Origin of the sequence: Geodermatophilus normandii (assembly GCF_003182485.1) — a bacterium.
Lineage (GTDB): Bacteria > Actinomycetota > Actinomycetes > Mycobacteriales > Geodermatophilaceae > Geodermatophilus > Geodermatophilus normandii.
The window spans coordinates 4,157,029-4,169,358 of sequence record NZ_QGTX01000001.1; the positions used below are offsets into that span (position 1 = coordinate 4,157,029).

Here is a 12,330-nt window from a genome sequence, read left to right on the forward strand (position 1 = left end):
TCGTCGTCGACGACCACCCGGCAGTGGGCGGCGACGGGCAACCGTGTACGTGGCGGCACGGGGGTCCTCCCGGGGGATCAGCGGGTCGACACCGTGTACCCGTTGCCGTCGGGATCGGTCATGAGCACCCGCCCGTCGCGGGCGGTGCCCACCCGGGTCGCCCCGAGCGAGACCAGGCGCTCCACCTCGGCCCGCAGGTCGCCGTCGGCCGCGAGGTCGAAGCGCCAGCGGTCGTCGCCGGCCGGCGGCTCGACGGGCGGGCCGCCCCAGGTGACCTTCGGGCCGCCGTGCGGCGAGCGGATCGCGGTCTCCTGGTCCTGGTCCCAGACCAGCGGCCAGCCCAGCGCCCGACTCCAGAAGTGGCCGACCGCCTGCGAGCCGTCGCACGCGAGCGCTCCGACGAAGCCGCAGTCGGCGAGGAACCGGTTGCCGGGTCCGATGACGCAGAACTCGTTGCCCTCGGGGTCGCCGAGCACGACGTGGTCCTCCTCCGGGCGCTGACCGACGTCGACGTGCCGGCCGCCCAGCGCGAGCGCCCGCTGCACCGTCCGCCGCTGGTCCTCCAGCGACGTGCTGGTCAGGTCGAGGTGCCTCCGGTTCTGCGTGGCCTTCGGCTCCCGCGTCGGCACGAAGCGGAGCCGGAAGCCGGTGTCGTCGGTCGGCACGAGCGCGGCGCCGTCGGGCTCCCACCCCAGGACGCCGGCCCAGAAGCGCGCGAGCCGGAGCGGGTCGAGCGCGTCGACGTCGAGCGCGACGAGGTCACAGGCCATGGGCTCCGCATCTCCGATCCGCCGACCCGGGCGCGGGCAGGGCAGCGACGCTAGGACGTTCCCGCGGCGGGACGCAACGCGGTTCCGCCGGCCACCCGCGCCGCGGCCAGGCGCTCGGTGAGCCAGGCGTCCCGGTCGCCCAGCGCGGCTCTCGCCATGCCGGTCGGGTGGCCGGTGAAGCCGTGCGGCGACTCCGGGTAGACGCGGAGGTCGACCTCGTTGCCCGCCGCGGACGGCCGGGCGGCCATGACCAGGTTGTCCTCGAGCAGGATGTCCAGCGCCCCGACGACCAGCAGTGTCGGCGGAAGGCCGTGCAGGTCGCCGAAGACCGGGGAGACGTCGGGGGCGGTGCGGTCGGCGACGTGGCCGACGTGGGCCTCGAGGAAGTACTCGCCGGCGATCCGGCGGCCCGTCGGGGTCCGGCCGCTCAGGTCGTGGGTCCCGAACTGCAGCACGGCGCCGCAGACGCGGTCCGCGAGGCCCCGGTCCCGCAGCCGGAGCAGCGTGGTGACGGCGAGGGTGGCTCCGGCCGAGCTGCCGCCGATCGCCAGCGCGGTCGTGCCCAACCGGACCCCGGCGTGGTCGAGGAGCCAGAGCGCGGCGGCCTCGCAGTCGTCGGGCGCGGCCGGCCAGGGGTCCTCGGGGGCGAGCCGGTGCTCGACGCCGACCACGGCGATCCCGAGCGACTCGGCGAGCGCCGCGTCGCGCGCGTCCCCGCCCGCGGCGGACCCGAGGGTGAAGCCGCCACCGGGGACGTCGAGGTACACGCCGCGGAGCTGCCGGGTCGCCGGTGACGCGATCCGCACCGGGACCGCCCGCCCGGATGCGTCGGCGACCTGCTCGACGGTGACCCCCGCGGTCGGCGCGGCCGGGACCTGCTGGGCGCGCGCCTCCCGGAGCTCCTCGAGGGACGCCGGTCCTCGCCGCTCCCCCCGCGCGGCGTGGAACGCCCGGCTCCCCGCCACGTGCCCGGCGAGTCCTGCCGCGACCAGGCAGTCCAGTCCGACCCGCACGCGCGCTCCTCGTCCGGCCGGACTCAGCCGTGCAGGGTGGGCCGGTAGACGAGCTCCTGGATGCGGCCGTCGAGCGTTCGGGCCTCGAGCAGCTCGAGGTCGAAGTCGGCCGCACCAGCGAAGACCGGCTCCGCCCCGGTCCGGCCGGTGATCACGGGGAAGACCGACACCTGGACGCGGTCGACCAGACCGGCGGCCATCAGCGCCCGGTTCATCGACAGGCTGCCGTGCGAGCGCAGCGGCACGTCGGACTCCGCCTTGAGCCGCGCGACGACGTCGACGGCGTCACCGCTCACCAGCGTCGCGTCCGGCCAGTCGAGGGGTCCCTCGAGCGTCGTCGACACCACCGTGGTCGGCATCGTCCTCATCCGGGTGTTCACCGGGTCGTCCACCTCGGAGGTCTCGGTGAGCGGGCCCAGGACCTCCACGAACTCCCGGAACGTGGTGGCCCCGAGGACCATCCGCTGGTCGCCGGAGTACGCGGCGAGGCGGCGGTCGAGGAACTCGGGGCCCTGCTTGCCCCAGTAGCCACCCCAGTCGCCGCCCTCGCCGTAGGAGCCGAAGCCGTCGAGGCTGCAGAAGACGTCGAAGGTGTAGACGGCGGTCATGGGGCCCTCCTCGTGTGCGGTCGGTCGTCCGCTCGGGAGACAGACCGCGGACCACGGCCGGACTCATCGCCGTCGGCGGTCCCGCGACGTCGAGGCGCGGCAGCAGCCGACCGCCACGCTCCTGCAGCCCCGCGCCCGGGCCCGCGGTCGTACGCGACCGCGGGCCCAGGCCCAGGACCGCAGGAGCGGCCGGCGCGTCAGCCCGTGAACTCGAGGAAGTCCGCGCAGAAGTCCCGGCCCTCGGTCTCCAGGTGCCCGTTGATCCGGAACGCGCCGTCGACGACGCCGACGAACTCGTCGTCGTCCGGGTCACCGGGCGTGCCGTTGTAGTCGACGATCACGGCCTCCCGGACGTGCCCCTGGTCGACGAACAGCAGTTCGCCGTCCGACCCGTAGACGCGCTGCCTGAAGACGGTGTTGAAGCTGACGGTGATGGTCCCGTCCCCGTTGTCGACGATGCGCAGGTCCTTGTCGAAGAAGGTGTTCGTGACCGTGAAGGTCCCGCCGGTGTCCGGGTTCGTGTAGACGTCGGTCGACGTGCCGCGCGCGGCGAGGTACGGGAACTCGCTCCCCCGCACCTGCTCGAAGAGCTCGAGGTCCGCGGTGTACGAGTGCACCACCGGGTTCTCCGGGGTGAAGCCGCAGAACTCCGTGAACTCCGGGTCATCCGCCGGCGGCAGGAGCTCGGTGGAGGACTCCTGCACCGGCTCCCACACCGAGGTGGGCGGCGCAGCCTGCGCCGGCGAGGCCATCAGTACCAGCGACGTCGCGCCGAGGGCCGAGAGGAGTGCTGTCTTGCGCATGCGACTCACCGCCGTCCGTCGCCCGGCCCCGGTCGGCCGGGACGAGGGCGGATGCTGGCACGCCCCCGGACGTGACGGAAGGGTCCCGGCCACGCTGGTCGGCGCCCTCGACGACGTCGCTCGACCCGGCCCCGGGCAGCGATGGACGCCCTGCCGGGCCCGGTGGGAGACGGCTGAGGAACGCCGGCGCGGCTCACCTGTGGTTCCGGTGGCCGTACGCGTGCCCGTACGCGTGCCCGTGACCGCGGTTGCCGTCGAACCAGGTGCACAGGTCGACCACCCGCGCATCGACGTCGATCTCCTCGGAGGCGAACGAGCCGGTCTCGGGGTCGAAGACGACGTAGAACGTGACGACACCCTTGCGGAAGTACCCCAGGTCCGGCAGACCGGCCGCCTCGAAGGCAGCGGCGTCGACCGGCCCGAACTCCGGGATGGGGTAGAGGATCGCCGGGCCGTACATGCGCGAGACGCTCTCCGTCCCGCCGGCGTGGATCAGCTCGGACAGAGCGCCGGAGACGTCGAGCTCGTCGATCACCTCGCCCGTGTCCTGACGGCTGAGGTCGACGGTCTGCTCGCCGCGCCTCTCGAACAGGAGGTCCCCGTCGGGGAACGTGGTCTCGCGCCCCTCGACGTCGGCGACGTCGCCGGTGGTGATGGTGACGGTCGTTCCGCACGCCGAGATCTCGACCGGGTCGTAGAAGCCGGGACGCAACTCCTCGATGGGCACCCAGCCGGCGTCGTCGTCCGGCGCCGCTCCATCGCCGTGGGCTCCTGCCGGCGACGCGGTCAGCGCCATCGTCCCGCCGACGACCAGGACGACGCCGAGACGTGCGAGACGGTTCATGGGGGGCTCCTCACTGAGCGGTGTCGACCTGGAACAGGTCTGTTGACCGACGCAGGGCCCTGATGAGCCTCCCCCTGACCCCGCGCAGACTGTGAGCTGCGTCACAAAGCCTGTCCAGGGGCGTCCTGCGCCCGGAGGGGCACCGTGGTGGTCGCCCCGCCAGCCGTCACGAGGAGCAGGTGGCCGTTCACGGTGACAGCGGTCCCGTGCACCTGGACAGCTCGGGTGGCCGGATCGAGCGCCTGCGGCACTGCCCCGACCCGGATGACCGGACACGCGCCGCCGTCGTCGACCCGGTCAGGCGCGACCGTGTTCCCGGAGGCGTGCACCGGCGACGACCCGCTGTCCCGCCGGCCCGGGCCGATCCGAGGTACTCAGCGCCTGGTCTCGTACCTGGTCAGGACCACGCCGTCAGGGAACGTGCGGGTCTCCAGCAGGTCCAGCTCCACCCAGTCGTCCAGGGCCGTGAAGAACGGCGTGCCGCCACCGACCAGGACCGGATGGGTGACGATCGCGTACTCGTCGATCAGCCCGTCCCGCATGGCCGCCGCGGCGAGGGTGGCGCCGCCGATGTCCATGGGGCCGCCGTCCTCGGCCTTGAGCCGGGTGATCTCGGCGACCGCGTCGCCGGTGACCAGGCGGGTGTTCCCGTCGACCGTGCGGGTCGTCGAGGAGAACACCACCTTCGGCATGTCCCGCCAGCGGCGGGCGTACTCGATCTCCGCCGGCGTGGCACCCGGCTGCTGGTCGGCGGTCGGCCAGTGGGAGCTCATCGCCTCCCAGAGCCTGCGCCCGTACAGCGCCGTGCCCGTCGCCCCGACCCGGTCGGACCACCACTGGAACAGCTCGTCGCTCGGCACACCCCAGCCGAGGTCGTCGCCGGGCGCGGCGGTGTAGCCGTCCAGGCTCACGTTCATGCCGAAGGTCAGTCGTCGCACGGTGTCAGCCTCCCGTGGGTCGGGGTCCGGAGTACGGACCGGCACGGCGCGGAGGAGTCATCGGCCAGGCCGCACCGGGGGCCGGAGTCCGACGACCGGACCGGACCGCGGAGGACGCCGTGCTGGCTCCTGCGGGCTGCGGAACAACCGAAGGACGGGGACCCCGCCGGACCTGGAGGCGCAGGTCAGGCGGGGGACGACGGACGAGTCGGCCTGTACGCCGGGGACGGATCCCGGGATGTGGATCACTGTTGGCTGCCGCCGGATGCACCCACTGACCTGCGGATTCACCGTTGGCAGCCGCTGGTCAGGGTGGCCCGCGATTGACCCTGCTGAGGAACGATTGAGGAACGACCCGGCGAATCCAGCCACCTTGGCGGTCCCTGGTTGGTAACCGTGCGGCCTCCAGGAGGACTAGCAGGTCAGGACCCCAGATCGCCTGCCGAGAAAAACGACGCGGCTCACGACACCAAAGAGGTCCGTCACCCGCCTGCGATCGCGCGGCGTCCGCGTCCCAGCCTTCCAAGCGGCCATGCCGGTTCGATCCCGGTCACCCGCTCCACGCAAGACCGCAGGTCAGACGGCACATTAGTCTTGCAGGAGGAGTCCAGGAGGACTCTCCGGAAGGCCCGCTACAACCCCATTTTGACCCCTGTTTTCCGCTGCGTGGGTCATGTATGGGTCACGCCCTCGCCTTCGATGGCCTGGTGGGCAGCGCCTCGGGCCGCCGGTCAGAGCCCGTGACCCACGTTGGGTCACGGGCCAGCTCCTCGGGACCTGTCGTCAGACACGAGCGCTCAAGACGACGCGGGGCGACCGCACCTTGAGGGCTGGAGGCGGCGCAGCACCCTCACGCTCGCGATACGCACCATCGGAGGCGCTGGCGCATCCGGCGCTCAACACGGCTGTTGTCCGTCAGCACCTTGAGCGCATGGACGCCCAGAGCCTCGGGAGCGCCCCGGAAATGAGTGCTGCTCGCACATTACGACCCGCAGAGCAGCGCCCAACTGCCCCCTGCCGATACCTCAGCTACAGCCGACTAGTCACCACTCCGACCAGGCCGCCCCCTCGCTGTGGCCTGGTCTACGGAACGCAGGGGACGAGGTTCACGCAGTCTCACGGCTGAGTCATCTAGCTAGGACTCATCTGAGACGCGCATGACTGGAGCCTTTCCGCCGGAGCGGCGGATACCGAGGTCCTCAATCTGCTTGGCAAGCCATACACTTACGGGATCACTGTCGGGCTTCAGTTCGATGGCCGTAGGAAACTCGAACTCCTGAAGTTCATCACGCTCAAGCCCTAGCCCGCAGACTAGGCAGTGAAAGTCGACGGGATAAGCAGTACGCAGGATCCCGGTACCGACACCTGCCTCGTCCCTCAGCACATGGCCTCGTTCAATTTGGCATGACAGATAGCCAACCTGTGCGCACACAGGGCACGCATGCGGTTGGTCCTGCTCGTCAGTCATGAAGCTTGCGTACTGGCCGGATAGGGAGGCCAGGACGACGCTGCGGGCACTCTCATCGAGCCGGCCAATGAGCGCGGCGAGTCGTGCTCGCGCCATCACCTGCTTGGCAGCCACTATGCGCCGGCGCTCGGTCGTGGCTTCATTCAGTAGCTCAGACGCCAGTGAAGCCAAATCATCCCCCCAAAACTTGGCCGGGTCGGCCTTCCGGATGGTCAACAAGCCATCCACGTACCGGAGCATCACGAGCACGGCCGAGCGCAAATCGTCGCAATCCACAAGACCCATGTGAGCGGCGGCATTGCGGACTCGAAACACGACGGAATCGGTTGCCTGACGCCACGTGAGGCTGGGATGGAGGTGAACGGCCATGGCTACCGCATCAGGTGCAGACAGAGTCTTTACCTCTGTCGGCGCCTTGGCGGATAGATGGCCGAGATCGGTCAGGTGGAGAAGGGAATCTCGATCGCCACGCTCACTAAGTAGCGCGGGACTCGTGGCAGCAATCAAACTCTTGCTCAGTAGCTCAATCGCGCACCCGATTGAGATTGCAGTGAGCTCTTGATCACTGGGGTCCTCGGAGCTGAACCTAGATAGGGCGCGGCGGGCGTGGACACAGCCTGATGTCCATAGGTGTCTGGGGAGACCCTTGTGGTCGTATGAGAATATCGGGCCAACGGGCCAACGAGAGCCAGTTTGGGCAGGGGCGTCCTGCGTGGCGTCACCGCTCGGTTCTGTCGTCATCGCCGCCTCAGCACAGCACAGCGGCCGAGCCGCCAGTGGACACCTCGCCGGTTGGGTGACCTGATCGTCGTCCACCGCCATGTACAGGACGATGTTCAGCAGACTTGCACTCAAGCAGGATCCCAGGGGGCAACACTGGTTGACGGGAAGGCGGCATGACGGCCGAAGCGCCGCTGTCGTTCCGGTGCCGCGCACCCGTGCCAAGCGGGTCGCTTAGCGGCTGCCGCGTCCTCGTCCTCGGCGGCGCCGATGACGCGGCAACCGCCACCTGGAAACGCGTCCTCGAGGCTGGCGCTGACGTCGGATCAACCCGACCGACTCGGTCACCGACCTGGTACTCGTCCCGGCCCCCGCCAGGCCTACGGACCAAATGGAGGCCTCTTGGCCTTCGTCCTAGATGCCGAGACGTACCCTCTCTCAGCGCAACGCCACTTGGCGCTGACGCGCCATGGGCCAAGGTCTTCTTAAGCACCTCTCCGGCCTCGCCATTCGACACGCGTCGACATCGAAGAACATGACTGCCCCGCCCAGTCGACGTTGCTTCAATAAGAGACGTAGTCGTGCTGCAGTCCACTCGGGCCGGCCCCTGCCACCGCACCGCCAGGCCGTCTTGATGGTGTTCGTGGCGGTTCGCCGCCGTTCTGCGAGCCGACTGGCGTACGGAATCACAAGACGGCGGACGATTTCACGCTGGCGCGATCGAGGTCAATTACAACCCCAACTGCAACCAGGCGTGCGGAGCCGCGTCCGACGCGGGCACCGCCCGACGCCGCGCCTTGCCCGTCCTTGCGTCTCTAGAGGCCGTCGATGGGCGGCCGTCTGTCATCCGTCGTGCTGGCCAGCGGTGGGACGCGGGCGGTAAGGGGACGCTCCACACCCAGTCTGGAAGACACACGGCGGCCCACCACAAGTACGCGGAAGGACGAGCGGCCGCTGGCGAGTAGCGGTCCTCCGGGGTGGCGCAGGCAGGACTGCGGCCTGCCCACACCGATGTCTGGGCCCACTCTAGGCTCGCGTCGCACAGCCGGCGCGCGCTGAGGCCGCGAGCGACGCAGTGTCGACGCCTACCGAGGGCTTCATGCAGCACGACCCGGTAGCTTCCGAGCAGCGCAGGTGTGCAATCGAAGGAGTTCGAGTGGCGAGCGGACTGCTTACGGCGGATGAGCTTGAGGATGGGGCGGCGGTGGTTGGTGCCCGCTCGCTCGACCGCTTTCCCCCACTCATCTCGGACCTGTCACTCACAGACGCCGCAGGGACCCTAGCGGAGCATGCTGCTGCTTTGATGGCCGCCGGGAAGAGCCATTGGGCCGAAACTCTGACCATGTCCCGTAGCGGCTCCGGGCCTCGACCGGTCATAGTCCTCGCGCCCGCATCCAGAGCCATCTATACGGCGTTAGTAGCCCGGCTTGCACCTGCGTTGCCTGAGCCAAGCCGAGGCGAGGGCGCCTGGGAAGCGCACACTCAATTCGGCCTAGAGGGCCCGCACGGCTATGTCGTCGAGTTGGATATCGCGGCCTGCTACGAATATCTCGACCATTCGATCCTGGCGGACGAGTTGTTGCTGCGCTCCATGGCGCCAGCAGTCGTCGCCGAGCTGGCTGCCGTCCTCCGCGATGTTTCGTCTCGCGGCCGTGGACTTCCTCAGATGCTTAGTGCCAGTGATCACCTTGCGGACGCCTACTTAAGCATCCTGGACCGCCGTCTGATGCGGGATGGCTATGATCTGCATCGTTTTGCGGACGACACTCGAATTACCGCCAGCACGTGGGAAGATGCCAACAGGGTAATCGAGCGCGCGGCCGAGCATGCACGCGACCTTGGATTGATCCTTGCGAGCAAGAAAACCCGCCCATACAAGCGAGAGACCTTGGTGGAACGCAAGGCGGCCGAAGAGGCCTTCTTCGACAAGTACTACCGCGAGGCGCGGAAATCCCTGACTCAGACCCTATTTATCATGTCAGACCCCTACGGTGATATTGAGCAAATGCTACTCGGAGCCGACGTTCTGGAGTCTCGACAAGTCGCTTCCCGCAAGGTGGTCGAGGATTGGGCCACAAGCGTTCAAGCCCAGGATTCCGAAGACCACGTCGATGTCAATCTACGGAACTTCCAAAGTCGCGCTGTGAGCGCGCTGGTACGTGCAACCCAACGACTCGAGGACGAGACGCTGCTCGACCTTGTTTTCTATGATCCACAGCGACTGCAGTCCGTCAGCACATACCTTCGGCGCCGCGCATTGAGCGAGACTTTTTCTGACGAGCATCACTGGAGGACTGTTGGTAAGCTGATCGGCGGCTCGAGGGAGAGTGCGTGGACCTCGCTCTGGTTGCTCAATATCGTTCAGGCGCTTCCGGAGAGCGTGGAACCCGAATACGGGGCAGTCATGACCTGGGTTGAAGAGCGCCTTTCCGACCGGCATGAGGTAGTACGCTGTCAGGCCGCATGGGTTATGGCCAGTCGGCAAGCCTTGCCCAAGGATGCGATAGCCGACCTCTACAGGAGGTCAACCCCTCTCACTCAGAACGGCTTAGCTGCAGCCGTGGCAAAGCAGGCTGACTCTCCTGTCAAGGTTCGCGGAGCCGTCGTCGACGACTCGCCACTGAACAAGGCGGCAGCACAATGGGTAGAACAACAGGCGTCGAGCTAAGCGACCTGACGGCCTCGGGGGAACAATGCCTTCGCAGGGTCGCTGAGCTCAGTGTGTCCGGCGGACCGGAGCAACAATTAGTCACAAGTATCGCGACCGCAGTAGAGGTACATCTTTCTTCAGTCCTGGACCGACTCGTTTCGACGAGTGTGGTAGCCGGGGAACGACTGGGAGCCGCCTTGCTCGCCAAGGTCGGTGACGATCTGCAGCGGACTTGGGACTCACGCGCCAACTGGCTCAAGGAGGGCTTCGGATTGCGGGTCAAGGACGACCCCACATACGGCGACTTCAACTTGGTCGTCGAAGTCCGAAACGCTGTTGTACACGGCGGCGGCCGGCTTACCGACTTCCAGATGAGCAGCATCCATAAGACCGTGGCTCTGCGCAGGGACCTGGACAGACGCTTGGATATCGACGCTACCGCGGAGCTGCGTTTCGGCTCCTCGTCGCTTACTAGAATCGTAGAAGCGGTGCGCAACTACGTTCACTTCTTCGACCGCCACGTCTCCAACAGCTACCCCAGCCTATACTTAAAGGCTGGGGTCAGCTCAAGGTAGGACTAGATCAACAGGACGTGTTGAAGGGTGGAGACAGCCTCGTCGCGATCGTCTACGTCAACCGTCAGCGCCACTCCCTCCAGGGGGAGGAGGACCTCGTCCAAATCTGTGGAACCTTGCTCAGCCTGCGTTGATGAATAGAACGCTAGAAAGCTGTGGGCGGAGTCGGCGTTACGCGCCGCTGTCACTCGACTGAGGAGGTCTCGAGCATAGAGCGGACCCTGCTGCGGCGTGGCAGGCACTTGATCCAGCAGATGTAGTTGACCGTTGGTGTAGCCCATCTCGAACGACACTTGGGTCAGCGTTCCGTCTGGCTTGTATCGACCAGGAACGGTGATGTGGCGTGTGGGTGAGATGCCGGCGATCGCGAGGACTTCCTCGATCCCCGCTTCAAGCGGCGATACGCGCGGCTCACGGACTGGGCGCTCGACGGTTACGAGCTCGCGGAACAACTCGTCAAAGAAGGCGTCGAGCCGGACGTCCTCGTCAAATCGCATGCCGCCCAGTTCCGTGTAGAAGTTCTTCACGCGGCCGCGGCGCTCAAGGCGATTGACGTCCTCCCAACTACCACTTAGAGCCTTACGGCGGTAGTAGTCGATCCACGTTCGGTAGGCGTCGACCTGAAGGTTGAGCCATCGAACCTGCCGCCCGTCGACGTGACCCTGCTCGTCCTCGCCGACGAAGCGAACGATCGAACGCCCTTGCGCCTGCAGGACGAGGCCTACGTTCCGTGGCTCTCGCCGCCGGGGGTCCGCCACATACTTGATCAGGTGCCACGTCAGGGCCACAGCGTCTCTCCCTCCTGGGCGTCTGAGTCGTTCGTCTGGGGGACCGGTGAGGGCCAACCCATGGACCGCTGGACCAGCGCACCCAGGTTTCTACGCCTGTATGACAGGAACGTGAGGACAGCGGCTCCCTGGTCCGCCGTCAGCAGTCTCCTGTCACGTGCGTCCTGCACCGTGCGGCTGACCGCCGCATCGGTGTGGCGCTGAATGCGTTCGATCCACTCGCCGGCGTGAGCCTGTATGACCTGATCGCTAACGAAGGCGTAGCTCGGGGTGCTGTGGTCCCTCGACCCACTGAGCGTGGTCGCGATGTCCTCCTGAGAGCCGGCCAGGCATTGATCGTGGTCGATCAACCAGAGGCCGAGGCTTGGGTGGTAGAGGAGGTTTTCTTCGTGTCGGTCGACGTTGTGCAGCCAAACGTCAAAGACCACGATGCCGGCCGTAAGCACTGGAAAGATGGTGGCCAAGCTGGCCGGGTCGGGAGGTGCAACGTCCTGCCCCTGCAGGGCGATCTGAGCGCTCACCCAAGCGGCCCGGTCTCCGTCGTAATGGCCGACGTCCCCCATCGGCACTGGTAGGCCAAGCACGGTGGCTAAGCGAGCCGCGACCAGCTCGTTCAGCGCTAGATGTGGATGCTCCGGCGTGCTGGGCTTGACGAAGACCCGGCCACTGCCCCACCAGGTGTCGTTGCTGCCGTCGCCAGGCGCGTCCAGTGAGATGATCTCGATGCCGGGCCGTCGCACTCTCATCGGGCCCAACGTTCCTCGCTTCGCTCGGTGGGGACGGGCGGGGCGGTGCCGTCGACGGTCAGGCGATCCTAGAGGTGGGTCTCGCGACGCTCAGGTATGTCAGTCCCCGCCTCACTCGGTGGGACGAGCACCGTCGCCGGGCGTGGCGCTGCGCAAGCGTCCCGCCATGCAGCGGGGTGCGGTGGCGATACAGAGGGAGCTGCGCAGTCTCGGATGGTGGCACTGCCCCAGAGGCCGCCCTAAGGGACGGCTGCCCGGGCACCGCGGTCGCCTCACGCACCCACCATGGCGCGTCGCTGAGCCGCTTTGGAGCGCCACCCAGAGCCGGACCATCGGCACCGGAGACTGACGAGATCAAGGGGGACACACCTCTTGCACCTGCGGCCTCCAAACTCGTGGTGACAAGT

Annotated in this window: 11 protein-coding genes; 2 read left to right on the forward strand and 9 right to left on the reverse strand. The window is 67.7% G+C overall.

Translation table 11 applies throughout. The features are described from left to right. Positions 1-77 precede the first annotated feature (77 nt). From JD79_RS20075 to JD79_RS20110, 7 genes are all read right to left on the reverse strand, one after another. Entirely contained in the window at positions 78-770 is a 693-nt protein-coding gene (locus JD79_RS20075) for a VOC family protein (RefSeq protein ID WP_110006941.1), read from the reverse strand. 50 nt (positions 771-820) lie between these two features. After that, positions 821-1,783, reverse strand: coding sequence for an alpha/beta hydrolase (locus JD79_RS20080; RefSeq protein ID WP_110006942.1), 963 nt, complete (start codon positions 1,781-1,783; stop codon positions 821-823). A 23-nt stretch (positions 1,784-1,806) separates the two neighbouring features. Next, entirely contained in the window at positions 1,807-2,391 is a 585-nt protein-coding gene (locus JD79_RS20085; RefSeq protein ID WP_110006943.1) for a dihydrofolate reductase family protein, read from the reverse strand. A 197-nt stretch (positions 2,392-2,588) separates the two neighbouring features. After that, positions 2,589-3,194 (reverse strand): hypothetical protein, encoded by a 606-nt coding sequence (locus JD79_RS20090; protein ID WP_146220494.1) that lies wholly within the window; start codon positions 3,192-3,194, stop codon positions 2,589-2,591. 193 nt (positions 3,195-3,387) lie between these two features. Next, positions 3,388-4,038 (reverse strand): hypothetical protein, encoded by a 651-nt coding sequence (locus tag JD79_RS20095; protein ID WP_110006945.1) that lies wholly within the window; start codon positions 4,036-4,038, stop codon positions 3,388-3,390. A 374-nt stretch (positions 4,039-4,412) separates the two neighbouring features. Further along, complete coding sequence (locus JD79_RS20105; RefSeq protein ID WP_110006947.1) at positions 4,413-4,976, reverse strand: dihydrofolate reductase family protein; 564 nt, start codon at positions 4,974-4,976, stop codon at positions 4,413-4,415. 1,135 nt (positions 4,977-6,111) lie between these two features. Then, the gene (locus tag JD79_RS20110; RefSeq protein WP_146220495.1) at positions 6,112-6,813 is read right to left on the reverse strand and encodes a hypothetical protein; all 702 of its coding nucleotides are present in this window, start codon (positions 6,811-6,813) and stop codon (positions 6,112-6,114) included. A gap of 1,507 nt (positions 6,814-8,320) precedes the next feature. On the opposite strand from JD79_RS20110, the gene JD79_RS20115 reads away from it, so the two are divergent. Both JD79_RS20115 and JD79_RS20120 read left to right on the forward strand, forming a co-directional pair. Beyond that, the gene (locus tag JD79_RS20115) at positions 8,321-9,832 is read left to right on the forward strand and encodes an RNA-directed DNA polymerase (protein ID WP_170149280.1); all 1,512 of its coding nucleotides are present in this window, start codon (positions 8,321-8,323) and stop codon (positions 9,830-9,832) included. 179 nt (positions 9,833-10,011) lie between these two features. Continuing rightward, on the forward strand, positions 10,012-10,389 hold the full coding sequence (locus JD79_RS20120; RefSeq protein WP_110006950.1) for a hypothetical protein: 378 nt from the start codon (positions 10,012-10,014) through the stop codon (positions 10,387-10,389). A gap of 2 nt (positions 10,390-10,391) precedes the next feature. Here JD79_RS20120 and JD79_RS20125 read toward each other — a convergent pair whose 3' ends face one another. Together JD79_RS20125 and JD79_RS20130 are read right to left on the reverse strand one after the other, a co-directional pair. Beyond that, complete coding sequence (locus JD79_RS20125) at positions 10,392-11,177, reverse strand: hypothetical protein (RefSeq protein ID WP_110006951.1); 786 nt, start codon at positions 11,175-11,177, stop codon at positions 10,392-10,394. Continuing rightward, the gene (locus tag JD79_RS20130; protein WP_146220497.1) at positions 11,168-11,923 is read right to left on the reverse strand and encodes a HipA domain-containing protein; all 756 of its coding nucleotides are present in this window, start codon (positions 11,921-11,923) and stop codon (positions 11,168-11,170) included. The genes JD79_RS20125 and JD79_RS20130 overlap by 10 nt, the downstream gene beginning before the upstream one ends. Between the last annotated feature and the right edge of the window lie 407 nt (positions 11,924-12,330).

What these genes read in the sequence shown, in the direction of transcription:
- JD79_RS20075 (WP_110006941.1), bottom strand. Translation starts at nt 770, where the DNA reads ATGGCCTGTGACCTCGTCGCGCTCGACGTCGACGCGCTCGACCCGCTC.
- JD79_RS20085 (WP_110006943.1), bottom strand. Translation starts at nt 2,391, where the DNA reads ATGACCGCCGTCTACACCTTCGACGTCTTCTGCAGCCTCGACGGCTTC.
- JD79_RS20090 (WP_146220494.1), bottom strand. Translation starts at nt 3,194, where the DNA reads ATGCGCAAGACAGCACTCCTCTCGGCCCTCGGCGCGACGTCGCTGGTA.
- JD79_RS20095 (WP_110006945.1), bottom strand. Translation starts at nt 4,038, where the DNA reads ATGAACCGTCTCGCACGTCTCGGCGTCGTCCTGGTCGTCGGCGGGACG.
- JD79_RS20110 (WP_146220495.1), bottom strand. Translation starts at nt 6,813, where the DNA reads ATGGCCGTTCACCTCCATCCCAGCCTCACGTGGCGTCAGGCAACCGAT.
- JD79_RS20130 (WP_146220497.1), bottom strand. Translation starts at nt 11,923, where the DNA reads ATGAGAGTGCGACGGCCCGGCATCGAGATCATCTCACTGGACGCGCCT.